Source organism: Gammaproteobacteria bacterium, from assembly GCA_028819075.1.
Taxonomy (GTDB): Bacteria; Gemmatimonadota; Gemmatimonadetes; order Longimicrobiales; family Gaopeijiaceae; genus BD2-11.
The window spans coordinates 55880-81533 of sequence record JAPPMM010000014.1 but is presented as its reverse complement, the minus strand read 5'-3'; the positions used below and the strand labels follow the sequence as shown (position 1 = coordinate 81533).

20 protein-coding genes and 1 pseudogene are annotated in these 25654 nt (G+C 69.4%); 15 read left to right on the top strand and 6 right to left on the bottom strand.

Translation table 11 applies throughout. The features are described 5' to 3' along the window. The first annotated feature begins 2 nt into the window (after positions 1 to 2). From ftsY to asnS, 3 genes are all read left to right on the top strand, one after another. The gene (ftsY, locus tag OXU32_01515; GenBank protein MDE0072648.1) at positions 3 to 980 is read left to right on the top strand and encodes a signal recognition particle-docking protein FtsY; all 978 of its coding nucleotides are present in this window, start codon (positions 3 to 5) and stop codon (positions 978 to 980) included. Beyond that, entirely contained in the window at positions 977 to 3076 is a 2100-nt protein-coding gene (gene recG, locus OXU32_01510; protein ID MDE0072647.1) for an ATP-dependent DNA helicase RecG, read from the top strand. Before ftsY ends, recG begins: the two co-directional genes overlap by 4 nt. Before the next feature lie 105 nt (positions 3077 to 3181). Beyond that, the gene (gene asnS, locus OXU32_01505; GenBank protein ID MDE0072646.1) at positions 3182 to 4480 is read left to right on the top strand and encodes an asparagine--tRNA ligase; all 1299 of its coding nucleotides are present in this window, start codon (positions 3182 to 3184) and stop codon (positions 4478 to 4480) included. A gap of 45 nt (positions 4481 to 4525) precedes the next feature. Here asnS and mazG read toward each other — a convergent pair whose 3' ends face one another. After that, positions 4526 to 5362 (bottom strand): nucleoside triphosphate pyrophosphohydrolase, encoded by an 837-nt coding sequence (gene mazG, locus OXU32_01500; protein ID MDE0072645.1) that lies wholly within the window; start codon positions 5360 to 5362, stop codon positions 4526 to 4528. Between the two features lie 136 nt (positions 5363 to 5498). Here mazG and alr point away from each other — a divergent pair, with 136 nt between their 5' ends. From alr to OXU32_01455, 9 genes and pseudogenes are all read left to right on the top strand, one after another. Then, a complete protein-coding gene (alr, locus tag OXU32_01495) occupies positions 5499 to 6620 on the top strand; it encodes an alanine racemase (protein ID MDE0072644.1) in 1122 nt (373 codons plus the stop codon). After that, a pseudogene (cdd, locus tag OXU32_01490) lies at positions 6617 to 6991 on the top strand (cytidine deaminase). Before alr ends, cdd begins: the two are co-directional and overlap by 4 nt. A 1298-nt stretch (positions 6992 to 8289) precedes the next feature. After that, the gene (locus OXU32_01485) at positions 8290 to 9510 is read left to right on the top strand and encodes a hypothetical protein (GenBank protein MDE0072643.1); all 1221 of its coding nucleotides are present in this window, start codon (positions 8290 to 8292) and stop codon (positions 9508 to 9510) included. Then, positions 9510 to 10910 carry a tRNA (N6-isopentenyl adenosine(37)-C2)-methylthiotransferase MiaB gene (gene miaB / locus OXU32_01480; protein MDE0072642.1) on the top strand — a complete coding sequence of 467 codons (1401 nt, stop codon included), beginning with the start codon at positions 9510 to 9512 and terminating at the stop codon, positions 10908 to 10910. Before OXU32_01485 ends, miaB begins: the two co-directional genes overlap by 1 nt. After that, a complete protein-coding gene (locus tag OXU32_01475; protein ID MDE0072641.1) occupies positions 10907 to 11227 on the top strand; it encodes a hypothetical protein in 321 nt (106 codons plus the stop codon). The genes miaB and OXU32_01475 overlap by 4 nt, the downstream gene beginning before the upstream one ends. A 126-nt stretch (positions 11228 to 11353) precedes the next feature. Then, positions 11354 to 13645, top strand: a complete 2292-nt coding sequence (locus OXU32_01470) for a DNA internalization-related competence protein ComEC/Rec2 (protein ID MDE0072640.1) — start codon at positions 11354 to 11356, stop codon at positions 13643 to 13645. A 77-nt stretch (positions 13646 to 13722) separates the two neighbouring features. Then, on the top strand, positions 13723 to 14154 hold the full coding sequence (locus tag OXU32_01465; protein MDE0072639.1) for a DUF2384 domain-containing protein: 432 nt from the start codon (positions 13723 to 13725) through the stop codon (positions 14152 to 14154). A gap of 35 nt (positions 14155 to 14189) precedes the next feature. Then, entirely contained in the window at positions 14190 to 14645 is a 456-nt protein-coding gene (locus OXU32_01460) for an RES family NAD+ phosphorylase (GenBank protein ID MDE0072638.1), read from the top strand. A gap of 136 nt (positions 14646 to 14781) precedes the next feature. Beyond that, positions 14782 to 15885, top strand: a complete 1104-nt coding sequence (locus OXU32_01455) for a fructose-1,6-bisphosphatase (GenBank protein MDE0072637.1) — start codon at positions 14782 to 14784, stop codon at positions 15883 to 15885. A 33-nt stretch (positions 15886 to 15918) separates the two neighbouring features. Here OXU32_01455 and OXU32_01450 read toward each other — a convergent pair whose 3' ends face one another. Together OXU32_01450 and OXU32_01445 are read right to left on the bottom strand one after the other, a co-directional pair. Continuing rightward, positions 15919 to 16797, bottom strand: coding sequence for a leucine-rich repeat domain-containing protein (locus tag OXU32_01450; GenBank protein ID MDE0072636.1), 879 nt, complete (start codon positions 16795 to 16797; stop codon positions 15919 to 15921). Positions 16798 to 16904: 107 nt separating this feature from the next. After that, positions 16905 to 17366, bottom strand: a complete 462-nt coding sequence (locus tag OXU32_01445) for a hypothetical protein (GenBank protein MDE0072635.1) — start codon at positions 17364 to 17366, stop codon at positions 16905 to 16907. A gap of 227 nt (positions 17367 to 17593) precedes the next feature. On the opposite strand from OXU32_01445, the gene OXU32_01440 reads away from it, so the two are divergent. After that, complete coding sequence (locus tag OXU32_01440; protein ID MDE0072634.1) at positions 17594 to 18019, top strand: hypothetical protein; 426 nt, start codon at positions 17594 to 17596, stop codon at positions 18017 to 18019. A gap of 141 nt (positions 18020 to 18160) precedes the next feature. Here the strand turns inward: OXU32_01440 and OXU32_01435 are convergent, their stop codons facing one another. The 3 genes from OXU32_01435 to OXU32_01425 form a co-directional block, all read right to left on the bottom strand. Beyond that, positions 18161 to 19477: a RagB/SusD family nutrient uptake outer membrane protein gene (locus OXU32_01435; GenBank protein ID MDE0072633.1), complete on the bottom strand. Its 1317-nt coding sequence runs from the start codon at positions 19475 to 19477 to the stop codon at positions 18161 to 18163. Between the two features lie 12 nt (positions 19478 to 19489). Further along, complete coding sequence (locus OXU32_01430; GenBank protein MDE0072632.1) at positions 19490 to 22465, bottom strand: SusC/RagA family TonB-linked outer membrane protein; 2976 nt, start codon at positions 22463 to 22465, stop codon at positions 19490 to 19492. A 206-nt stretch (positions 22466 to 22671) separates the two neighbouring features. Continuing rightward, complete coding sequence (locus tag OXU32_01425; GenBank protein ID MDE0072631.1) at positions 22672 to 23148, bottom strand: acyl-CoA thioesterase; 477 nt, start codon at positions 23146 to 23148, stop codon at positions 22672 to 22674. A 155-nt stretch (positions 23149 to 23303) separates the two neighbouring features. Between OXU32_01425 and OXU32_01420 the strand changes: the two genes are divergently transcribed. Then, on the top strand, positions 23304 to 24650 hold the full coding sequence (locus OXU32_01420; protein ID MDE0072630.1) for a Zn-dependent hydrolase: 1347 nt from the start codon (positions 23304 to 23306) through the stop codon (positions 24648 to 24650). Between the two features lie 184 nt (positions 24651 to 24834). Next, positions 24835 to 25641 carry a carboxypeptidase-like regulatory domain-containing protein gene (locus OXU32_01415; protein ID MDE0072629.1) on the top strand — a complete coding sequence of 269 codons (807 nt, stop codon included), beginning with the start codon at positions 24835 to 24837 and terminating at the stop codon, positions 25639 to 25641. The last annotated feature ends 13 nt before the right edge of the window (positions 25642 to 25654 follow it).

The window sequence follows — 25654 nt, the reverse complement described above, 5'->3', positions numbered from 1 at the left end:
TTGTGACGCCGCTGGGCCGACTGACCGGCAAAGGGAGCGGTACGCGCGGGTCGCTGTGGCGGAGGGTCGCGGGCTTCGCCCTCCCCGACCTCCGGCCATCCGCGCGCGGTCTGGGCACCGAGACGCTCGAGGAACTCGAGGACCGCCTGCTGGCCGCCGACTTCGGCGTGGAGGCCGCGCTGCGGCTGGTGGATCGCGTCGAAGCACTCCAGCGGCGCGGACGGCTCCGCGGCCCGGAGGCGCTACGCAACGCCCTGCGGGACGAAGTGGCGAGGATCCTGCTTCCCGTGGCATCGGCCGAAGGGGCTCCGGCGGCTTCGGCAACGGAAGTCGCTTTCGCTCTCCGCGAACCCGCGCAGGGCATCGCCGTCTATCTCATGGTCGGGGTCAACGGGGTGGGGAAGACCACTTCCGCCGGCAAGCTGGCCCATGTTCTCGCTGCCCGGGGCAGGAAGGTCCTGCTCGCCGCGGCGGACACCTACCGGGCGGGCGCGATCTCCCAGCTGCGCATCTGGGCGGACCGCACCGGCGCCGAGTTCGTGGCCGGACAGCCCGGCGGAGATCCCGCCGCGGTCGCCTTCGACGCCATCGACGCGGCCCGCGCGCGCGGCGTTGACGTAGCGATCGTCGACACCGCCGGACGCCTCCACACCCGCACCGGGTTGATGGATGAACTCGCCAAGGTACGGCGGGTCATCGCCCGCAAGCTGCCGGGCGCTCCGCACGAGACCCTGATCGTGCTCGACGCAACCGTGGGTCAGAACGCGCTTGCCCAGGTGCGGGTGTTCCGTGACGCGGTGAATCCGAGCGGGATTCTTCTCGCCAAGATGGATTCCAGTGCGCGCGGGGGCATCGTCGTCGCCCTCGGGCAGGAGTTCGGGTTGCCGGTCAAGCTGGTCGGAGTGGGAGAAGGCCCCGGTGACCTCGAGCCCTTCGACGCGAACGCGTTTCTGGAGGGCGTTTTCGGATCTCCGGCATGAGCTTCTCGAGGCTCGACTCCCCCGTCCAGTACCTCAAGGGCGTCGGTCCCCGGCGCGCGGAGAATCTTGCAGGACTGGGCATCCGCAAGGCGCGCGACCTGCTCTATCACGTGCCCCGGCGCTATGAGGACGCCTCCACCGTTCAGCCGGTGGCCGGGCTCGAAGTGGGAGACGCCGCCGTCGTGGTCGGGCGGGTGCGCAGCTCCGGGGTCATCCCCACGCGCAAGGGCCTGCGCATCTTTCAGGCCGTGATCGAGGACGAGACCGGCCACATCACCTGCGCCTGGCCGGGACAGCCGTGGCTCGATCGCAGGATCCGCAAGGGGGACCTGCTGCTCGCCGCCGGAACGGTGCGCTTCTTTCACGGCCGCCAGATCCAGCCCCGCGAGTTCGCCGTTCTCGAATCCGGGCGTGCCCGCGGCGCCTCCGAGGGAGAGGAGGGCGGAGCCCGCGGCACCATCTTCGTGGTCTATCCGGCGTCCGAGTCCGTACCGCAGTGGGTGCTGCGCCAGCTGCTGGAGCGCAATCTGTCCACGCTCCTGCGGCAGGTGGAGGAAGAGGAGTACCTCTCCCCCGGAGAGCGCCGCGAGATCGGCGTGCCGGTTCTGGCCGAAGCGCTCTCCAGCCTGCATGCCCCGAAGAGCCTCGACGCGGCCGAGCGAGGCCGAAGGCGTCTCGCCTGGGACGAACTCTACTTCCTGCAGCTGATGCACGCCCACGCCCGCCACCGGAGCACCACCGCCGTCAACGGCATCCGCTTCGGCCGCAGCAACCGGCTGATCCGTCCTCTGCACGAGTCGCTCGGGTTTCGCCTGACCGATGCCCAGGCCCGGGTGCTGCGCGAGATCTACGCGGACATGACCGCGGACCGCCGCATGAACCGCATGCTGCAGGGGGATGTGGGGGCGGGGAAGACCATCGTCGCCGTCTTCGCCATGATGCTCGCGGTGGAGGGCGGGCACCAGGCCGCCCTCATGGCGCCCACCGAGCTGCTCGCCGAGCAGCACGCCCGCAGCCTCGAGCGCCTGCTCGGCCCGCTCGGGGTCGAGACCCTGCTGCTCACCGGCCGCACCGATGCCCGCGAGCGCGCCCGCGTGCTCGCCGCCCTGGCCGACGGCAGCGGCCTCGTGGTGACCGGCACCCATGCGCTCATCCAGGAGACGGTGGAGTTCGCGCGCCTGGGACTGGTGGTGGTGGACGAACAGCACCGTTTCGGAGTGCGTCAGCGGATGGTCCTGGGCCAGCGCGACCCTGCCCCCGACACCCTCATCATGTCGGCGACGCCGATCCCTCGCTCGCTGGCGCTCGCCCTCTACGGCGACCTCGACCTGAGCGTGCTGGACGAGTTGCCTCCCGGGCGCAAACCGGTGGCAACCCGCTGGCTGCGGCCTTCCCGCCGTGGCGAAGCGTACCGGCTGGTCCGGGACGAGCTGGCGCGCGGGCGGCAGGTTTACGTCATCTATCCCCTGGTGGGCGAGTCCGACAAGCTGCAGTTGCGCTCGGCCACGGAGGAATGGGAACGGCTGCGCGCGGAGGAGTTCCCGGACTTCCGGGTCGGCCTCCTGCACGGCCAGCTTCCCGGCGCGCAGAGGGATACGGTAATGCGCGCCTTCCTGGCCGGCGACCTGGACGTGCTGGTGGCCACCTCGGTCGTGGAGGTGGGCATCGACGTGTCCAACGCCACCGTCATGCTCATCGAGCACGCCGAGCGCTTCGGCCTCTCGCAGCTGCACCAGCTCCGCGGCCGGGTCGGGCGCGGGGCCGACCGCAGCTACTGCGTCGCCATCGCCGACGCGGAGGAGGCCGCCGCCGAGCGCCTGAGGGTCTTCCGGAGCACGCACGACGGCTTTGCGATCGCCCGGGCCGATCTGGCCATGCGCGGGGAAGGGGATTTCTTCGGCTCCCAGCAGCACGGGCAGCCCGTTCTGCGTTTCGCCGACCTCACGCTCGACCAGGACCTCATGCGCGCCGCCCGCGAACACGCCCGCGCGACCATCGACCGCGACCCCGATCTGCTCGCCCCGGAGAACACCACGCGGCGCCATCTGCTCACCGGCCGGTTCGGCGACCGCCTGCAACTCCGCGCGGTGGGTTAGCCCCGGCCGCAGTTGGACTTGACGCTTCCTCCGTGACACACTAGCTACCGACGGTCCGCGCCCGGGGACCGTCCATCTCCAGCCGATCCCACCCAGGAGACCACCATGGCTTCCCCCGAAACCGTCGTACGCGAGCTCGGCGCCAGCGTCGGCCGGAGCGTCACGATACGCGGCTGGGTGGAGCACGTGCGCGTCCACGGCCGTGTCGCCTTCGTGGTGGTGCGCGACGGCACCGGCTTGGTGCAGGGCGTCCTGCTGCGCAAGCAGCTCACCCCCGAGGCCTGGGAGCTCGGCTGCGCCCTCACGCAAGAGTCATGCGTCGGCGTGACAGGGTCGGTCCAGGCGGATGCGCGCTCCCCGGGCGGCTACGAGCTCCTGGTGGAGGACGTCCGTCTGCTGGGCGCGTCCGTGGACTTTCCCATCCAGCCCAAGGAGCACGGGGTCGAGTTCCTCCTCGACTACCGGCACCTCTGGCTGCGCTCCTCGGCCCAGCGCGCCGGCCTGCGCATCCGCGCCGAGGTGGAGAAGGGCATTCACGACTTCCTGTACGAACGCGACTTCGTCCGCATCGACACCCCCATCCTCACCGGCGCGATCGGCGAATCCGCGGGCACCCTGTTCGAGACCGATTACTTCGGCGACCGCGCCTTCCTGGCGCAGACCGGGCAGCTGTACGTGGAGGCGGCGTGCCCAGCCTTCCGCAAGGTGTACTGCTTCGGCCCCACCTTCCGCGCCGAGAAATCCAAGACCCGGCGCCATCTGACCGAGTTCTGGATGCTTGAGCCCGAGGTCGCTTTCGCCGACTCCGAGGACAACATGCGCCTCCAGGAGGAGTTGGTGGTCTACCTGGTCGGGCGGACGCTGGAGCGGTGCGGCGGCGAACTGGAGGTGCTCGGCCGCGACCTCTCGGCCCTGGAGCGCATCCAGGCGCCCTTCCCGCGGGTCAGCTACACGGAGGCCTTGGAGATCGTGCGCGCGGCCGGCAGCGACACCCGGTGGGGCGCGGACCTGGGCGGCGCCGACGAGACCCGCATCGCGGAGCACTTCGACCGCCCGGTCTTCGTCTACAACTATCCGAAGGGGGCGAAGGCCTTCTACATGAAGGAGAACCCGGACGACCCCCGCACCGTGCTGTGCAACGACCTCATCGCCCCGGAGGGCTACGGCGAGATCATCGGCGGGAGCCAGCGCGAGGACGACCTCGACAGGCTGACGGCGCGCATCGACGAGGAGGAGCTCCCCGCGGAGGCCTACGGCTGGTATCTGGACCTGCGCCGCTACGGCACCTTCCCGCACTCGGGGTTCGGTCTCGGGATCGAGCGCTTCACGGCGTGGATGACCGGGCGCCCGCACATCCGCGAGCTCATCCCCTTCCCGCGCCTGATGAATCGCCTGACGCCCTGACGGCCGGTTCCGCCTCGCCCGCGAGCGAGCGGCGTCCGTCGCGCGTCAGCCGCCCGGCGTCTCCTCCGCGTCCCGCGCCTCCGCCTTCACCGCGTCCCAGAGCGCGTCCAGTTCTTCCAGCGACATCTCCGCCACCCGCCTGCCGCCGTCGCGCGCGAGTTCCTCCACGCGCCGGAAGCGGGCTTCCACCTTGCGGTTGGTGCGCGCGAGCGCGTTGGTCGCATGCACGCCGGCGAGGCGCGCGAGGTTGACCGCCGTGAAGAGGAGATCGCCGGCCTCGTCCATCACCTCCCGGGGATTTCCCCGGCCGAGCGCCGCCCGAATCTCCTCGAGTTCCTCGGCCACCTTGAGCCGGGCTCCTTCGGCGTCTTCCCAGTCGAAGCCGACCCCGCTCAGCTTCTCCTGAATGCGATGTGCGCGCACGAGCGGTTCCAACCCGCCGGGAAGCCCCGAGAGAACGCTCTCGTCGTCCGAAAGCTCCCTTGCCTTGAGCGCCTCCCAGTCCTCCCGCTCGCCCTCGCCGAAGAGGTGGGGATGCCGCCGCTTCATCTTCGTCTCCAGCCGATCCACCACCGAATCCCGGTCGAAGGCGCCGGCCGCCTCGGCCAGCACGATCTGAAAGGCCACGTTGAGCAGCAGATCGCCGAGTTCCCCCTCCAGTTCCCCGGCGTCCCCGGAGCGAATCGCATCCACTACTTCCCGGCTTTCCTCGATGAGGTAGGGGATGAGCGACTCCGCGGTCTGGGCCCGGTCCCAGGGACAGTTGGCGCGCAGGAACTCGACGATGGCGAGCGCGCGGTCGAGAACGCCCTCCGAAGGGGCGATGCCGTCGGATGCCGTGGTTTCGGATGGATGCGTGGTGCTGCGTTCGCTTGTGGTCACGATACGGGCAGTGTCATTCGGGGTTGGGATGCCGGCCGGGAGTAGTATTCCGGACCCTGGGGGAGAAGTCCAGACATCATGGACCGCCGCGTCCCGACTTGTTGCCCCCCGCCCCTGGCGTCGGCACCTTTCGCCCATGGTGAGGCTCGACGATCCCCGGGCGCGCGCCTGGGTTGAGGTCGATGCCGCGGCGCTGCGCGCAAACCTGGCGCACATCCGCGAAGCCGCCGGCGACTCCGCCGCAGTCATCCCGATGGTGAAGGCGAACGCGTACGGCCTGGGCGTGCGCGAGGCGGTAGCGGTCCTGGAGACCGATGAGCCCGGCGGCTACGGGGTGGCGACGGTGGAGGAGGGGCTGGAGGTGCGGGCGCTCGGGGTGGGGCGCCCGGTGCTGGTGATGACCCCGCCCCCCGCTTCCTCCCTCCCCGCGGCCGTGGACGCGGGCCTGACCCTGTGTTTCTCCGATCTGCACAACCTGCGCGCCCTGGCCGGGGAGGCCGCCCGCCGCGGACGCGGCGCGACCTTCCACATGGAAGTGGACACGGGGATGGGCAGGGCCGGTCTCGACTGGCGCTCGGCGCCGTCCTGGGGGAGAGAAGTGGCGGCGCTGGCCGCCCGCCCCCTCCGCTGGGGCGGATGCTACACCCACTTCCACTCGGCCGACGAGGCCGCGGGCACCATCGACCGGCAGTGGGCGCGCCTGCAGGAGGCCGTCGGCCACCTGTCCCTGCCCGCGGACGCCTGGGTCCACGCCTGCAACTCCGCCGCCGTCCTGCGCCGCCCGCAGTACGCGGCCAGCGCGGTGCGTCCCGGCCTCTTCCTGTACGGCGGAGCATCCGCGCCCGACCTGCCGCGACCCGCCCCGGTGGCGGCCGTGCGCGCCCGCATCACCCTGGTGCGCGACGTCCCTGCGGGCAGCTCCGTGGGCTACGGCGCCACCCACGTCGCGCGCGGGCGCGAGCGATGGGCCACGGTCGCGATCGGGTACGGCGACGGCCTGCCGCGCGCGCTGGGCAACCGCGGGCACGCCCTGGTGCGCGGGCGGCGGGTGCCGCTGGTCGGAAGGATCTCCATGGACGTGACGGTGGTAGAGATCTCGCGCGTCCCCGCCGCGCGCCCCGGCGATATCGTTACATTTATCGGTTCCGACCGGGATGATGAAATCACGGTCGAGGAGGTGGCGGACCAGGCCGGCACCATCAACTACGAGGTCCTGACCGGTCTGACCGGCCGACTTCCGCGGATCTGGCAAGCATGACGGACGCTTTCGAGCGACTTCTGAACCATGCGCGCTCCGCACGCGAGCGCGCCTACGCTCCCTATTCCGGGTTCCAGGTGGGCGCGGCGCTGGAGACGGCGGAGGGCGCCGTGTTCTCGGGATGCAACGTGGAGAACGCCTCCTACGGCCTCACCCTGTGCGCCGAGCGCTCGGCGCTGGCCGCGGCGGTGGCCGCTGGCCACCGGTCGTTCACCCGCGTCGCCGTCAGCACCTCGTCCGGTCCGCCCGCCTCCCCTTGTGGGCTCTGCCGCCAGGCCCTCGCAGAATTTTCGCCCCGGCTCTCCGTCCGCTCCGAGTCACCCGAGGGGACCGCCGACTGGAGCCTGGCAGCGCTCCTTCCCGCGCCCTTCCGGCTGAAGCGCGCGGCCCGCGCGCTTGCGGCCGTGGCTGCGCTTCTCACCGCCACCTGCGGGTACGAGACGCCCACCGCGGTGGAAGGCTTGACCTTTCCCGTCACGGTGATCACCTCGGAGGTCCATCTCTCCCACGACCAGTTCGCCCGCGGCGTTCAGGTATTCGGGGGCTTCGGCCGCGCTTCGGACGTGGCCGTTCCCCTGGTCGCCACCGAGTTCGGCGAAGACGGCCTGGAGGCGCGCACGCTGGTGCGATTCGGTCCCATCCCGCGCTCCGCCAGCATTCGCGACACCGCCGGCACCACGGTCACCGACCCGGACCTCACGCTGGTGGGCGGGCGTGCCGTCCTCCGCTTCGATACCCTGGCGGCCCCCTCCGGACCGGTGACCTTGTCCGCATCGCTCATCAGCGAGCGCTGGCATCCGCCCTCCGCCACCTTCGTCCACGCCGTGGACACTCTCGGGGAACAGGTCGCCTGGGCTGACCCCGGCGGCGGTGACGCCACGCCGATCGCCACGGCGGTGTGGGATCCGGCGGAATCCGACTCCGCCTTCTTCGCCATCGACACCCTCGTCATCAAGGCGTGGGACACCGAAGACGAAGCCCGCGGCATGCTGGTGCGGATGGTCACACCCGGCGAGCGCGTGAAGGTGCGTTCGGCAAACCTGGTCATGGACGCGCTGCCGTCGATCCGGTCGGACACGATGGTCACCACCGACACCTATTCGGAACACCTGACCTTCATCTACGACCCGGTTCCCTCCCTCCCCGAGGGCACGCTGCAGATCGGCGGCGCCCCGGCCTGGCGCACCGTCTTCGAAGTGCAGTTGCCGTCCTCGCTTCCCATCAGCGGCGAAGCCTGCCCTTCAGCCGAGTGTACCGTTCCGCTCAACGCCGACGGCATTACTCAGGCGGCGCTCGTCCTGACCCCGGGGCCCACCGACGCGGCCCTGCGCCCCACCGACACGCTCTTCGTCGACGCCCGCCCGATTCCCTCGCCCGAGCACCTGCCGCGCGCGCCCCTGGGCAACTCGATCCAGATCCCGGTCCTGCAGGTGCCTCCGGAGGTCTTCGCCGGCGAGGAGGGGCGCGTGCTCGAGATTCCCATCACCGGCTTCATCAAGGACCTGGCTCGCGGGATTACCGAAGACAGCGTTCCGGCGCCCAATACGGTGGCGCTGCTGGCCGCCATCGAGCCTCAGAGCTTCGAGCTGATGCGGTTCCTGGGACCCGACTCGAGTTCGCCGCCGCTGCTTCGCATCCTCGTGAGCCAGCTCTCCGGGATGAGCATGAGATGAGCCCCGGCGCCCGTCCCCGCATCGCCGTCCCGGTAGCAGCCAAGGTGCCCGTCATGGCTGCAGCCGTCGCGCTCCTCGCCCTCGCGGCGCCCCGGCCGCTCGCCGCCCAGTCGCTCATCGGCAGCCAGGGCCTGGGCATTCCCCTGGAGGCGCTCGACGGCCGCTCGCGCGCGCTGGGCTCGGTGGGGGTCGGCCTCTTCGGCGGCGCGGTGCTTCCCACGGATCCGGCCCGCGCCAGCCGCATCACGGTCCCCAGCATCTCGGTCACCATCCAGCCCAGCCGCGGCGCGGCGGCCATCGGCGACCAGAGCGTCCCGATCGAAGGCACCCGCTTTCCGCTGCTGGCGTTGTCCTATCCGGTGGGCAACTACGGGGTTGCCACCTTGTCCTACGGAGGCCTCCTGGAACAGAACTGGAAGGCCGAACGGACCCTTCGTCTCGCGCAGGAGCAGGACTCGATCGATGTCGCCGACACCTACGAGTCCGATGGCAGCGTGGGCGCGGCCCGCATCGGCTTCGCGCGCGCCCTTTCCGGAGGTCTTTCCGTCGCGGCCACCCTCGGCTATCACACGGGGACCCAGGTGCGGAGCTTCTCGCGCACCATCGGCGTCGTTGAGGACGAGGAACAGCCGACCGGCGACCGCTTTCGGGAGCGCGGCCGCTGGGAGATGACGGGCACAACCTTCGGGCTCGGAGCCATGTGGGATTTCCGTGGCTTCCTGCGCATCTCCGGCAGCCTGACCTGGTCCGGCGACCTGCGGGCGACCCCGGTGGGCCAGACCGAGGGCGGGGAAGCCCGCTTCGAGTTGCCCACGGAATTCCGCATCGGGGCCAGCGCGATGCTCACGCCCGTGGTAGCCGCCACCATTGGTTTCGGGCGCTCCAACTGGAAGCCGGCCGAATCGGGTGCGGGCGCGGCTGCGCGCGGCGCCGTCACCACCTTCGGGGGTGGGTTCGAGTGGTCGGGAATGGGCCTGTTCGGCCGCGGCTTCCCCGTTCGGGTCGGCTACCGCAAGGCCGGGCTGCCCTTTTCCATCGACGCCTCGACCCCGACCGAGAGCGGCTTCGCCGCCGGCTTCGGCTGGAACCTGCTCGAGACCGAGGACCTCGTCATCGCCTCCTTCGACTTCTCGTACGAAAGGGGCACCCGCGCCACGGACTCGGTCTCGGAGTCTTTCTCGCGCTACACGTTTTCCTTCCGGGCTTCGAGCTTCTAGTGGGTGCCGGGGCCCCGACCGCCGCGACAGGATCCGGTACCGCCGTCCGGCTGCCGGTGGCCGCCCCCAAGCGCGTCTACATCGAGACCTACGGCTGCCAGATGAACATCAGCGACGGCGAGCTGATGGCCGGCGTTCTCGAGCGGCGGGGTTATGCCGTGGCCGAGACCCCCGGGCAGGCCGACGTGGTTCTGGTGAACACCTGCGCCATCCGCGAGCACGCGGAACGGCGCGTCCTGGGCCGGGTGTCGCAGCTGAACGGCCTGAAGCGCGACAACCCCGATCTCGTGATCGGCGTCACCGGCTGCATGGCCCAGCGCATGGGCGACACGCTTCTGGAACAGGCCCCCTACGTCGACCTGGTGATGGGCCCGGACGGATACCGCGAGTTGCCGGAGCGTCTCGACGCCCTCTCCGAGCCCGGACGGCGCCTCTCGGTCCTCTCCCTGGATCCGGCGGAGAACTACGAAGGCCTCGAGCAGCGCCGCACGTCCCGCATCTCGGCGTGGGTTCCGATCCAGCGCGGCTGCGATCACCGCTGCACCTTCTGCATCGTCCCGTACGTCCGCGGCCCCGAGAAGAACCGCCGTCCCGAGGAGGTCCTGGCGGAGATCCGGAGCATCGCCGCCAACGGCGTCACCGAGGTCACCCTGCTGGGACAGACCGTGAACTCCTACGCCCGGGGGGACTGGAGCTTTGCGCGCCTGCTCGCCGGCGTGGCCCGCATCCCCGGCATCCGGCGCGTGCGCTTCACCTCGCCGCACCCGAACGACGTCACGCCCGAACTCGTGGCGGTGATGGCCTCCGAGCCCGCCGTGTGCGAGCAGCTGCATCTGCCCGCGCAGTCCGGCAACAACCGCACCCTGAAGCGCATGCTGCGCCGCTACACGGTGGAGAGCTTCCTCGAGCGGGTGGAGATGGTGCGCGAGGCGATCCCGGACATCGCACTTTCCACCGACGTCATCTGCGCCTTCCCGGGCGAAACCCGCAACGACTTCGAGGACACCCTGGATCTGCTGCGCACGGTCCGCTTCGACGACGTCTACACCTATCGCTACTCGCCCCGCGAGGGGACCCCTGCGACCCGCATGCCGGCGCACTGGTTCATCGAGGACGGCGAGGCGGGGGCCCGCCTGCGGGAGCTGATCAAGGTGGCCCGTGCCGTCCAGACCGAGATCAACCGCTCGGAGGTGGGGCGGGTCGAGGAAGTGCTGGTCGAAAAGGAAGCCCGGGGTCCGGGGCAGATGCTGGGCCGCACCCGGCGTGGAAAGGTGGTCGCCTTTGCCGCGCCCACCAGCCTCGAGGGCGCGTACGCGATCGTCGAGCTCACCGGAACCAGCGGGGCCACGTTCACGGGCCGCCGGCTGGCGAACGGATCCCAGCCTGCGGAGCCGATTTGAGCAGATGGCTGGCCTTGACCGGAGTGGCGGCCTTTGTCGGGCTGGTGATCTGGTTTACCGCGCATAACGGCGACCAGCGCATCACGCTCGACCTGGGGTTCGCCCAGTTCTACCGGTTTCCGGTCACGATGGTGGCTTTCGCGGCGCTCCTGGTGGGCATGCTGGTGATGCTTCTGGCCGGGCTTCACACCGATCTGCGCGTGCGCAAGATCCTCCGTGACCGGCTCATCGAGGAGGCGCGCGCCGAGGGCGCTACGGACCTTACCCAGCGCGACCTCTTCGATGCGGAGGACGTGGGGGGCGGCAAGAATTCGTAAATCGCGCAAGATGTGTAGTCCGGCCGAGGAGGGCAGCCGAACACCTGGATTCCGCCGGTAGCCTGGCTGGCCCTGGCCTTCGGGCTGGGGACGGCGCTGGTTCACCTGCCGGCGTGGCTGACGCCGGTGGTGCTGGGCGGATCGCTGCTCTGCTGGCTCATATTTGCATGGGAGCGCCCGCAGTTTGCATGGCCGCGCTCCGGCCCCGACGCACCGCCGAGCCGGCCAGCCCGCATCGGCCGCCTCCGCCCGCAGCCCCTCCCCACCGGTCTCCTTCTCGCCCTGTGCGGCGGACTGTTCCACGGCACGGCCTCGGCCGGGGCGCGCGCCCGCAGCTGCCAGCTCGCGATCCCGGACGGCGCCACCCTGGAGCTGCGCGGCTACTTCGAGGGCGTGCCCGGGGAGGGTGCGGCGCCCTTTATCGCCCGCTCAGGGCTGCCTGGGGGATGCCGCGCCCGGGTGCGCGCCGTCGTCCGGGACGATGTGTCGGTTCCGCCCGCCGCCGCGTCGCTGGTGATTCGCGGCCAGTGGCTGGCGCGTCCATTGCGCCGGGGCATGCCCCCCGAGTACGCGGGTACCCTGGTGGTGCGCGCCCTCGAGGTGGACACCGGGGCCCCGGCGGTCCCGCTTGCCGTGCGTCTGCGGGCCGTCGTACGCGAACGCCTCGACGCGCTCTACCCGACCCGCGCCGGCCTGGGCGAGGCGCTCATCCTGGCCCGCCGCGAGCGTCTCGCCCGCGAGGTCCGCGACCAGTGGGCGCGCGCCGGCATCGCCCACCTGCTCGCCATCTCCGGCTTCCACGTGGGGGTGATCGCCGCCATCCTCTACCTGCTCGCGCGCCGCATCGGGCTCGGTCCCGGCCGCGCGCCGCTGGCGGCCGCCGGCGGCAGCTGGGCCTACGTGCTCGCCATCGGCTCTCCGGTGGCGGCCACCCGCGCGGCCTTCATCCTGGCGGCTCTGGCGGCGGGCCGCCTGCTGGGGCGCCGGGTATCGTCACTGGGCGCGCTCGCCACGGCCTTCATCGCCCTGCTCGCGGCCCGCCCGGACGCGATCGTCTCGGTCGCGTTCCAGCTTTCCTTCGCGGGCGCGGCGGGTCTCGTCCTGCTCTCTCCCCCGGTGAGCCGGGTTCTGCGCACGGGCCGGCTTGGCCGCCTTCCATCGGCGCTGCGCACCGGCCTCGCCTCGGGGATCGCCGCGACCGCCGCCACCTTCCCGCTGGTCGCCTGGCACTTCGGCTACTTCGCCACCGCCGGCATTCCGGTGACCCTGGTCGCCGGACCACTGGTCGCGGCCGCCATCCCGGGAATGCTCCTTTCCATCCTGCTCTCCTTCATCTCTCTCCCCCTGGCGGGCATCTTCGCGGGAGGTGTCGACCTGTTTCTCCAGCTCGCCGGCGCCATCGTCTCGTTGGTGGTGGATCTTCCCGGGGCCGCCGTGTGGACGCCCCGCTGGTGGATCGTGGCCGCGACCGCCGCCCTGGCCATCTATTGGCTCGTCGTCCGGGGCCTTGCCGTGCCCCTGCGTCCCCGGGTGCGCGCGGCCGTGTTGGCCGCCTCGCTGGCGGCCACCCTGGTGGCCTGGCCGATTCCCGCACTCATCGGGAGCGGTGGGGCCATGGAGCTGGTCTTCCTGGACGTGGGCCAGGGCGATGCGGTGGCCATCCGCACCCCGGGCAGCCGCTGGATCCTCATCGACACCGGCCCGCGCTCGCGCACCTTCGACTCCGGCGAGCGCATCGTCGTCCCCTACCTGAGAAGACGGGGCGCCGCGCGCCTGGAGGCGCTTGTCCTCACCCACCCGGACCTGGACCACATCGGGGGCGCCAACGCGGTCCTCTCGGAACTCGACGTGCTCCGCGTCCTCGACCCCGGAGCCCCCGCCGCGCGTCCTGCCTACGTGGCCGCCCTGGAGCGGGCTCAGGCCCGGGGCGCCACCTGGTTCGCCGCGCGCGCCGGGGACCGCGTCTCCGCGGACGGCGTCACCCTGGAAGTGCTGCACCCCGGAGGCGCCGCCGACTCCGCCGCCAGCGACGAGGCCAACGACCAGTCCGTCGTCCTGTTGCTGCGCTACGGCGACTTCAGCGCGCTGCTCCCCGGGGACGCGCCCGCGGCTGTGGAGGAGGCGCTCCTGGCCGCAGGCCACATCCCGCCTCTCGACCTGCTGAAGGCGGGACACCACGGCAGCCGCACCTCGACCTCCTGGAAACTCCTCGAGTTCACCCAGCCCGAACTGGGGGTGGTCTCGGCGGGCGCCCGCAACCGTTACGGACACCCGCACGCGGCGATCCTCGACCGCCTCGAGCGGGCCGGCGTCGATCTCGCGCGCACCGATATGCAGGGCATCGTGCGCGTTCGCGCCTTCCCCACGGGGGACTTCACGCTCTCGGTGGAACGCTGCCCGGTGCTCCCGGCGTGTTAGCCGCCAGTGGACGGAATCCTTGACGCGGTTCGGGCGTTTGCCCATTTTATCTGTGCAATATTGCCACTGGAGGGTGAATGACCCCACAGGCTCTGGCCGAACATCTTGGTGGGCCACAGGCTCTCGGTCGCGACATCCGGTCCGAACTGGATCTTGAGGATGCGGTCCGTTACGGGCTGCCCGTCCAAGCTGTTGAGAGCGTGGTGAAGGGCGGTGCTCTGCACGCAACCGAACTTCATGATCTGGTCATCCCACGGCGTACGCTTGCCCACAGGAAGCGCCTGGGCCGCCGGTTGAGCAGCGAGCAGTCGGACCGCCTCACCCGGGTGGTCCGCGTCGTGGCCTCGGCCGAGGAAGCCATCGGCGACACTGCCAAGGCAAGACGATGGCTCCGCAGGCCCAACCGTGCCCTCCAGGGTCGGCGGCCCCTGGATCTTCTGGCCAGCGATGTGGGCGCCCGCCTTGTGGAGCGGGTGCTGGGGCGCATCGAGCATGGGCTGGGCGCGTAGCGCGAAGGCCACACGCACTACACGCTGAATCGCGCTTGGAACTCTGGCGGATCACCCGCGAGGCCCGTGTGGCACTCGATGGCGAGGGGGCCCGCCTTTACGGGGCACGGTGGACTTCTCGCGGAACGCCCGCGGTCTACGCGGCCTCCCACCTTTCGCTCGCGGCCCTGGAATACCTGCTGCACATCGACGCGGAAGACGCACCGGACGATCTGGTTGCGTTGCGCATAGGTGTTCCCGACGACGTGAGCGAACTGGCCTGCGCGCCCGCATCCCTGCCCACCGATTGGCAGCAGACTCCGTCACCGCCCCGGTGCCGGGCGATCGGTGACGATTGGGCCAGGAGGGAGGAAGAGCTGCTGCTGCGGGTTCCATCCGTGCTCGTTCCCGAAGAGAGCAACGTGCTCGTGAATCCGATGCATCCGGACGCCGTCGGGGTCCGGCTTATCGGGTCTCGTCACTTCTCCTACGATGTTCGTTTGTTGACATGATGCGGGCTTGAGGCGAGGAGCGAGCCGCGCCACGATGCCGATGGCCCCAACCCTGTCCCGAAGCCCGTGCTCGTGCGAGATTGCCAGCGCTGCGCCAGGCATCCTCACTCACACCCCTCTCCGTCGTCCCCACCCAATGCGCTCTCGCACGCTCGTGCCCACCCTCGGGGCGTTCCTCGAAAGCGAGGAAGCTGCCCACTCATCCACACCCCCGGACTGGATTCACGTGCTTGCCGGCCTCGCCCGGGCAGGCACCCGCATCGCCCGCGTGGTGGCGCGCACGGGACTGACCGGCACCCTGCCGCGCACCGGCGACCGCAACGTCCACGGCGAAGCCGCCACCCGCATCGACAAGTACGCGCACAACGCCGTCGTGGAGGAGGTCGCCGATGCCGAGATGCTTTCCTGCATCATCTCCGAGGAGGCCGAGGAGCTGATGCCGATTCCATCAAGTCATCCGGACGGAGGCTGCATCCTCGCACTGGATCCGCTCGACGGGTCGTCCAACCTGGGGGTGAACGTTCCGGTGGGCACCATCTTCTCCCTGCTGCCCCGTTGCCGGTCCAGCGGTGCGCTCCGTCCCCCCTCCGGCGAAGCCATCCCCTCGGATGATGCGACGGACGGCGGATCCGACCTCGCGCCCGGTGCCGGCCCGACGCTCTCGGAAATCCTCCGACCCGGCCGCGACCAGATCGCGGCGGGCTACATCCTTTATGGGGCCGCCACCGTGCTGGTCTATACCAGCGGGCGAGGCGTGCACGGGTTCATCCGCGATCCCGAGAGCGGCGAGTTCCTGCTCAACCGGCGCGACATCCGCATCCCCTCGCCGTCCGCTCTGCACTACTCCACGAACGAGGCCTACACGCGGCGGTGGGATCCTCGCCAGCACCAGCTTGTGCGCCACTTCAAGAAGCCTCCGCCGGAGGGAACCAAAGGCTTCTCGGCGCGCTACATCGGCTCGCTGGTGGCCGATATCCACCGCACCCTGCTGGTGGGCGGACTCTTCATGTATCCCGCCTTCCGGGGGAAGCCGGAGGGGAAGCTGCGCCTGATGTACGAAGCAGCGCCCATGGCCCTGATCATGGAGCAGGCGGGAGGAAGGGCCACCAACGGCACCGAGGACATCCTCGACATTCGTCCCCGGGACATTCACCAGCGCACCCCGCTCTTCGCCGGCGCGCGGGAGTTGATGGACGTTGCCGCCTCCCATCTCGAAGGAGAGGCGGCGAATTCAGCGTAGTTCCTGCGGGCGCCCGCACCCGCCGACAGCCACCTACGGGCAGTTCGACGTCACCGTGGCGCGCTTCGCCCTGAGCATTTCGATGTCCTCGCAGGAGACGGCGGTGCGCTCAAGCTTCACCTCGTCATCCCTGCCGACCCCCGGGTTGTCGATCAGGGGCTGGATGTCGCTCAGCTCCCGATTGTCGTGGAGATGCAGGGTGGTCAGATAGATCATGTCGATCAGCGGGCTGACGTCGGTGATCATGGTCCGCTCGAGGCCGATGAGCAGCAGGTTGTCGAGTTCGGTCAGCGCCGACAGGTCGGAGAGGGTGTTTCGGCCGACATCCAGCGTCTGAAGCGCCCACAGGCCAACGATCGGATCAAGGTCGGCAATGTCGTTGTCGTAGAGTTCCAGCCGCAGCAGCGTTTCGAGTCCCGCTAGCGGCGTGAGATCGCTGATCCGGTTGTGCGACCCACCGAGTTGTTCGAGTTGGCTCATGTTCCGGACGGGCGACAGGTCGGAGACCTGGTTTTCGCGGAAGCTGAGCGCGAACATGCTCGTCAGCCCGGCAAGCGGGCTCAGATCCGTGATCGAATTCTCGCGCACGTCCAGGTACTCGAGGTCGGTGAGCGCGGCGATCGGGCCAAGATCCTCGATCGCGTTCTGCGCAACCAGAAGTTCGGTGAGGCCGGTCAGGTTCTCGATTCCCGAAAGGTCACGGATGCCTGTGGCGTTGACCCCCAGGGACTCGAGGGAAGCCACGCGTCCACAGGTGAGCGATTCCTCCGGGGCGAGGTCGAGTGCTGCGCGCACGCCGGCTTCGAGCGCCGGATCGGCGAAGGTCGGGACCGCGCTCGAGTCCGAGCCGCAGCGCTCGCCGGGGCTCAGCGTGGGTCCCGTCGCGTCACCGCACGCGCACAGGACCAGCAAGGCTGCCGAGGTCCAGGCACGCGCTCCGGCCGGGAATGGAGAACGCCCCCGCCAACCGCACATGGCGTGGCTGTCGCGTTGCCGCGGTTGGGCGTGTATCGATCCGGTCATGGAATCACGCTCCAGATGAACCGAAAGCCGGGCGCGAGCTTGACGACCGGCGGCTCGGGGCTTTGCTGCCCGCCGCCGTGTCTGCCGACGGTCCGCGCCCAACTGATGGAAACCGCCAGGAAGCCGACGGCCATGCCGGCCGTCTTGACCGGGTCGAACCGGGGGACCTCGAAACCGTGCACGTCTGACAACCGCACGCCTCGCCTCGGGGGCGCGAATGGTCCGACCGCCACCCGAGCGGAAGCCGACACGATCGAGTCGTTCACCACGATCGGGCGGCGGATCGTCATCTGGTCTCCGGTTTCGGCCGTCAGGCGGACCTCCGGAGGGCTCTCGCGGGCGATCCAGCTCTCCGGGGTGTCCGTCACCGGATGCCAGCTCTTGCATCCCGATAGCAGCACGAGGGCGACGATGGCTGCAGTCGAAAACACGCGTTCCCGGCAGTCCCTGTTCTTCATGGCCTTGTGCGCCCCCTACCGTGATGGCCTGACCGAGCCCCTCGCCCCTCTCCGGGTTCCAGAACATATCCGACGCGGTTGTGTACTTCCAGCCTACACCAATCGGCTTCCGTGTTGCCCCGGGGGTGATCATGACCTTCCCGACCCCATCGCCGCTTCGGCGGCCCTTCCGACCCCCGGTTCGCGGGTTTTTCTGCCCTGGCTCCAGCGCCGTCAGGACTCCCGAGGTGGCCGGCTGCGCCCTGCTCCTGCTCCTGCTCGCGGCCTGCGGTGGCGGTGCCGGCGGCGCTCCCGGGAACTCGCCGGATGCGCCCGCCGCCGATGAAGCCCAGGTCCGTTCCTATCCCCCGAACGAGGTGTCGCGGGCCGAGATCGACGAACGAGGGGCGAACGCGCACACCGCGATGCAGTTTCTCCGGCGCGTCCGGCCGGCGTGGCTGCGCTCACGCGGCTCCAACTCCCTTACCTCCGCCGGCGCCATGTACCCCGTCGTATACATCGACAACATCCGCCGGCCGGGCGGCTTGAGCGCGCTCTTCCAGGTCCCCCTGAGCGAGGTGCGGGGGATGGAGTTCATCGGCCCCGGCGACGCCACGACGCGCTGGGGCACGGGCCATCAGTCCGGGGTGATCCTGATCGTCACCGGGCGCTGACAGCCAACCCGCCCGGCAGACCTGCCAAGAAAAAAACCGGAGGCAAGCCCCGCCGGGGCCCACCTCCGGTTCCGCTTCGGGGAGAATCAGATCCTCCGGATCCTCCTCTCCTTCCCGAAGCCGCAGGTCACTGGCGAATCATCAGCCGCCCGTGATGGTGGTGTTGTTCTGGAACTCCGTGGCCGGCAGGTCGAAGCAAAGCTGGTTGCCGTACACGGCGCCGAAGCCGTCGTCCTGGCCGATCGGCGGATAGGGCCGGACTCCGAGCCGCCTCAAGTCCCACAGGTGGTGTCCCTCCAGGAACAGCTCCGCGGCGCGCTCCTCGATGAGCTGGTCCATCATGCCGTTCATGTCCATCATGGCCATGTGGGGTGACGCGCCGGCGTTCGCACGCAGCGTGTTGAAGATGGATGACGCCTGGCCGTAGTTGCCTGCTTCGATGGCGGCCTCGGCGATGATGAGCTGTGCCTCCTCCCAGCTGGCGAGCTGCACGGGAGAACCCGCGCTCGGATACTTCTCGGCAAACCACAGGGCGATCTCGGTGTTGGGGTGGCCCCGCCCCTGGTCGGTCACCGCGACGCGCGGATCCAGCTCCCGCATGCACTCCGACATCATGTCGTCGGGCCAGGGGAAGTTGCAGGGGAAGTCCCGGTAGGGTTCCGCCACCGTGACCATGTTGTTGTCGACGTTGAACTCCCACTGCTTGTTCTTGGTTACGGATTCGGCACCGGAATACTCGAGCAGCCACTCGAAGCCCTCAGGCACCGCGCTTGCGGTGCCCGCGGCCGCCGACGTCTGCCCCAGGTTGAGCTGAGTCCGGGCCTTGCCCACCCGCACGGCGTTGAGCAGATCGCCCGAAGCCCCCGCCGCCGCCGACTGGTCGAAGCGCTCGATCGCCACGCCGAAGGCCTCGGCGGGAGTCACGACGGGGCCGTTTTCGACCACCACCAGCTCGCACATCGATTCGGCGAACAGCGTGTAGGTGTAGCCGGCGTACATCGCCACCTCGGCAATCATCTGCGTCCTGTCCGGGACGTCGGCGTCGGTCCACTCATTGAGCAGGCCGAGCACGTAGTCGGCAAGCCAACGCGTCCGGGAGAGGGGGCGGTAGAGCGCCGGGCTGAATGTGTCCCCGCAGTCGCGCTGCGCGTACTGGGAGCCGTAGCCGCTGGTGTCGTGGATGCGGGCGTCCCAGATGTTGGAAATGGTATTGTTGGATGCGTCCCGCCACTCGTTTCCGGTGAGGGCGCTCGCGGTCGCGTGATAGGTATGGGCGCAGCGGAACTCGTTGGCCACGCTGGCGACGAGAAGATTAGCCGAATTCGGGTTCTCCAGGTCGCTCGCCACCACCCGGGAAGGCTCTTCCACGCTCAGCAGCTCGTCGAGCGCGTCGCACGACGCGAGCAGCGCAATGGGCGCGAGGACGAGGGCGGAAGCCTTGATCATCTGCTTTATCATGACAAGCCTCCTTTACATGCCCAGGCGGACAGTGAGGGTGATGGAGGTCAGCGGCGGAACCGCGGAGTCCTCCTGCGGCTCCCGGTTGCCCGAGAAGGTGTTGCTCGGGTCCACGACCTCGGGATCGTGGTGCGGCCACTCCGGCCAGTTGGTCCAGAGCATGGCCAGGTTGCGGGCGGAAAGGCTGAGGCTTCCCCGGGTGGACCGTACCACCCCGAGCCAGTCCTGCGGCATCTGGTAGGTGAGCGAGAGCTCGCGGAAGCGCACGAACGACGCCTCATTCACCCACAGGTCATACTCGCCCGTCGAACCGAACTGCGCCTCGGCGACCAGGCGGATGTCGTGGTCGAACGGGTAGGCGGTGAGTTCGCTCTGCTGGATGGCGCCGTACCTCCACCAGCCCTGCAGGTCGTACTTGGTCTGGCCGATCTTGCCCTGAACCAGCGCGTCCAGGGTCAGCCGTTCACCGATCGTGAACGACGATCCCACGGAGATCTCGAGGTTCGGGTCCGGGTGCCCCTGGTAGATCCATGCCTCTTCGTTGCACGGGATGTACGGGGCGTCGTCGTCCTCGTCCACCGAGTGGCAGAGGAGGGTCTGGCGGTTGATCTGGTCGGAGCCCGGGAGGAACTCGGCGAACGCTACGCTGGGCGCGAACAGCGAGCCCACCGGATAGCCTTCGTGGTGGCGCGTGGTCCATCCCAGCTGGAGGAAGCAGGAGTCCCTCAGCTCCGGCTTGCCGCTGCACGGCAGACCCAGGTTCTCGACACGGTTCCGGTTGGTGCTGGCGTTGACGATCAGGTCCCAATCCAGCGAGTTCGACTCCAGGACGCGGGCGGAAAGCCCGACCTCGACGCCCCGGTTGCTGACCTCGCCGATGTTGACGAACTGCTGGGCGAGGAATCCGGTCGACGGCGCGCGATTGCGCGCCACGATCGCGTCCTTGGTGCGCTGGTCGTAGTAGGTGAAGTCGATGGTGACGCGGTCGTTGAAGAAGCTCGCGTCGAACCCGGCCTCGATCTCGACGCCGCGCTCGGGACCCAGCTCCGAGTTCCCGGGATCGTTCGGCCTCACGGTCGCCGAGCCCGCGGGCGACGCGCGCGTGGCGAAGGTGCGCAGCGCGGCGAAGGCGTCGGGCTGCTGGCCCGACTCGCCGTAGGCGGCGCGCAGGCGGAAGGAGTTGGCAAACCCGGTGCCGCCGTCGGCGACCACCCAGGAGCCGCTCACCTTCGGGTAGACGATGAGGTCGAAGTCCTCACCGAACGCGCTGTTGTCGTCGGCGCGCACGGCCCCGGTGATGAACAGCCGGTCCTGCCAGCCGAACTGCTGCTGCAGGTAGACGCCGACGGTGTTGTTCTCGACGAAGCCGTCGAACCCGAACCGCTCGGCGGTGGCGTTTACGCTTGAGAGGCCGAGCGCCGGGAAACGGTCGCCGTCGGCGGTCACGTCTTCGATGGTCCGGGTGTAGACCTGGAATCCGACCGATGTCGTGGAGAGGATGTCGGCGGTCAGGTCACGGGTGCCGGACGCGGCGTAGTCCCAGGTGGTGTAGACGACCGCCTCACGATTGGCCCTGCGACCGCCCGCGGCCGCGTTGGTCGACCAGAACTGCGCCGATTCCGGCGTCAGGAAAGGCTGCAACTGATCTTCGAGCTGATCGGTCACGTCCAGCCCGAAGGTGAACCGGTGGGTGAGCCAGTCGAAGGGAGTATGCGACGCCGTGAGGCCGGCCGTCATGCGGTTGGCGTTGTTGTAGTAGTTGTTCCTCTCATACATCGCCTCGGGCGTGTACCGCCGGTAGCCTCTGCGCGGGGTGCCGAGAGTCGTCGGAGTGGCGCGGATCGCCTCCTCGTACGGCTGGTCGCCGCCCAGCCGGATGCGCGTAAGCGCGACACCGGCGTTGGCCGAGAGCGTCAGGTCCTCGCTGGGCTGCGCCTGGACGTTCACGCGGCCGTTGTACTTCTTGGCCCAGCTGTCCTCGGTCACGCCCCGGTCCGAAGAAGCGGATCCGGCCACGAAGTACTGGAACAGGTCGGACCCTCCGGAAAGGTCGATGCCGTAGTACTGGGTGTGTCCGGTGTCGAACATGAGATCCTGCTCTGCCGGGTAGTCCCGGAACATGTTGATCTCTTCGAGTTGGCCCGAGATGTTGCTCACCCCGTAGTTGGTGGGCGTGCGGCCGGCCGGATCCCGGAACCACTGCGCACCCTGGCGGAAGGTGAAGTTCCACTGGGCGTCGCCGACGGCCCCCATCTTGGTCTTGATGTTGATGACCCCGTTGGCCGCCTCGGTCCCGTAGAGGGTGGCCGCCGCCGGGCCCTTGATGACCTCGATGCTCTCGATCATCGCCGGGTCGAGGTCGTCGATGCGGGAGACATCGCGCGAGCCGCTCTCCATGCGGTTGCTCACCCGGACGCCATCAATATAGACGAGTGGACCGTCGTTGACCTCGCGCATGGTGGAGCTGCCGCGGATCTTGATGGTGGAGGCGCCGCCGGCGTCGCCCGAGCCCTGCTGGATGACGACCCCCGCCAGGCGGCCGCGCAGCAGGTCGGAGACGTTCTGGAGCGGCTGAACCTCAGCGACGGCCGCATCGAGCACGGCCACCGAGTTGCCGATCTCGCGCACGCGGCTCGCCGCCGCCGTGCCGGTCACGACCACCTCGTCAAGCTGCAGCGCCTGAGAGGCGAGGAAGAAGTTCTGAACGACCGAGCCGTCGGCTGGCACGTTCACCACCACCGACTCCGAGCGGTAGCCGATGGACTGCACGGTGACCGTCTGCGAGCCGGCCGGCACGTTGATGATGAGGTACTGGCCGTCGGCCTGGCTGAGCGAGCCGATGTCGAGCCCCTCGATGAAGACCTGGGCCGCGTTGATCGGATCCCCCGTGGCCTGGTCCCGAACGGTGCCCGTCACCGTCTGCGCCTGCAGCAGCGCTGGCGATGCCATCGCTATAGCGATGAGGGCGAACAAGGTTTTGCGTCTCACGGATCTCCTCCTTTCCCGAGTCGCGTGGTGAACTTGCGCCGGACCAAACCCGGACATAACCCGGACATGACCCGAGCGCGACATGCGATAATAGGTGGTGGACGGCGCAAGTGACAAGAGCGGCAGGCCACGCGTCGTCTGCTGCCCGGTGCCGCTGGCGTGGCAGCCGTCGCAACCGTCCTCCGCCGAGTGCGACCGGTTTGTGCCTACGCCAGCTCCAGCCGCCTGCGCCGGCGCTTGCGGCCTTCCTCGTAGCGGCGGCGGTCGTCGGGGTCCGTGAGGTCGAGTGGGGGGACGGGAGTGGGACGGCAGGCTTCGTCGATCGCGACGAAGGTGAGGAGGCAGGTGTTGGTATGCCGCTTCACCCCGGTGAGCGGGTTTTCGGCGTCGACCCGAACGCCGACCTCGATGGAGGTGGTGCCCACGTAGTTCACATGCGCCGAACAGGTGACCAGCTCGCCGGAGCGGATGGGCTCCCTGAAGTCGACGCGGTCGATGGACACGGTGACGCAGGGCCGTCCCGCGTGACGGATGGCGGCCACCGCCGCCGCGCGGTCCACCATGGAGAGGATCACTCCGCCGAAGACGTTGCCCAGGTTGTTCACCTGGTTCGGCATCATCAGTTCGGTGATGACCGTGTCCGAGGCGGCCGGCTTCTTCGGGGTCGGATCGTAGTCGCTCATGGTTGCGGGAGTACACCGTTCGCCGGGCGCGGGTTCGGAACGTGTCCGCTCCGGGCCGCGCCCACGCTCCACAGCCGCTTGCGGCGGGAACCGGGACCGGGCAACCTGCGTGGCATGGTCGGGCTCGCTCAATGTCTCATGGGCGCGGAGGTCGCATGATGAATCGAAGACACTTTACCCGGATGGGTGCGATGGCGCTGGGCGGGCTTGCGCTCCCCGGAGGCACGAGGAGTCTGCCGCGCGGATTGCGCCACGGTGGGCGCCAGGAGCTTCGCGTGGATGCCGGTCGCCTGATCGAGCGCATGCGCGCGCTCGAGGCCTTCGGGCGCAACGCGGCGGGCGGGATCGATCGGGTGGCCTTCAGCGACGCGAACATCGAGGCGCTCGACTGGGTGGCGAGCCACCTGGGCGCGGCCGGCTTCCAGGTCGGCATCGATCTGGCCGGCAACCTGATCGCGCGCAAGGCGGGCCGGGATTCCTCGCTACCGCCGCTGATGTTCGGCTCGCACATCGACTCGGTGCCCGGAGGGGGCAATTTCGATGGCCAGGTCGGATCGATGGCCGCTGTCGAGGCCGCGACCCGGCTCGCCGAGGCCGGCCACCGCACCCGCCATCCCCTCGAGGTGGCCATCTTCTCCAACGAGGAAGGCGGCAAGACGGGCAGCCGCATCCTCGCCGGAGAGTTCCTGCCGTTCGAACGCGACGTCCAGACCGCCTCGGGCTACACCATCGGGGAAGGCCTGCGGCGCCTGGGCGGCGACCCGGACCGATTGGTGGACGCCCGCCGCGAGCCCGGCTCCATCGCCGCCTTCCTCGAGCTGCACATCGAGCAGGGCGCGGTCATGGAGACCGACGACATCGACATCGGGGTGGTGGAGGGAATCGTCGGCATCATGCGCTGGAACGTCGCCGTCGAGGGCATGACCAACCACGCCGGCACCACTCCCATGGACCGGCGTCAGGACGCGATGGTCGGGGCCGCGCGCTTCATCGACATGGTGCATCGCACCGCGCGAGGCATGCCGGGGCGGCAGGTAGCGACGGTGGGACGGCTGGCCGCCGAGCCCGGCGTCCCCAACGTGATTCCCGGGCGGGCGGTTCTCTCGCTTGAGATCCGCGATCTGTCGATGGCGGGCATCGAGAGCGTCTTTGAGGCTGTGCGCGCGCGGAGCGAACGAATCGCGCAAGAAACCGGCGTGACCTTTGCCTTCCAGCGCTTCTACACCAGCCGCGCCGCTCCCACCGACCCGCGCATCCGCGACCTCTTTGCGGCCTCCGCCCGCGAACTCGGCCTGGTTTCGCGCCGCATGCCTTCGGGCGCCGGACACGACGCCCAGAGCATCGCCCTGCTCGCCCCGGTGGGGATGATCTTCGTGCCCTCCATCGGGGGCATCAGCCACGCCCCCGAGGAACGCACCGAGGACTCCGACATCGTCAACGGCGCCAACGTGCTGCTCCTGACGCTGCTTGCCGTCGACGAGACGGGACTCGCCGGGGATTGATGCCGCGGGGGAGGGCGTTGACTCCGGATACCGTTTGTACTGGCGTATACTGACATCTACTGGTGATTCTACTCGCGGGAGTGGCGGGAGCACTTCCGGTGGCGTAGTAGTAAGAAAGAGGCGCAATGCCGCGGCCTTCGGCTGCGCGGACCCTTCCACGGACTTCCAGGGAAAGGCCAACGTCATGCAAGGATGCACCGCCAACCCGATATCCGCCCGGCTGGCCGTCCCGCTGGTCATCGCGGCAGTTCTGGGTCTCCCCGGGGCCGTGTCCGGCCAGGAGCCGGAGTCCGACGACGCGCGGGTGACCATCATGGGCGTCGTCTACGACGTCGTGACCGGTACCGCAATTCCGACCGCCGCCGTCTCGCTTGAGAACGGCCGCCGGGGGGTGCTCACCGACGATCAGGGCGTCTTCCGGCTGGAGGATGTCGAAGCCGGACCCCAACTGCTCGTGGTCACCCAGTTCGGATACCAGAAGAGGGCGATCGCCGCCACCGTCACCCTCGAGTCGAGCGGAATGATGCAGGTGGCGCTCACGCCCCGCCCCATCATGCTCGCGGGCGTGACCGCGACGGTCGAGAACGTAACGGAGATGGAAGCCCGCCTGCGCTTCCGCCGCAGGGCCGCCGGTTTCGCCACTCAGGCCTACGACCGGCAGGAGCTGTTTCGCGCGATGACCGGCACCCCGCTGGACTTCCTGAATCAGCGGACCATGGTGCACATCGTGACGTGTCCGCCCGGGGCTTTGGCCAGCCGGTGCGTGCGTCGGCGGGGACGAGCCATCGAACCCTGGGTCTATGTGGACGAGGCGCTCGCATGGGGAGGGCTTGACGAGCTGGAGACCTATGCGGTCTCGGACATCTATCTGATGGAGGTTTTCTCCTGGGGCTCCGAAATCCGCATCTACACCAATCAGTTCATGGAGCAGATGGCCCGCAAGCCGATGATGCCGATTCCGCTCAACCTCTGGACCCGGCCGGCGCGGTGAAATGAAATGTCCA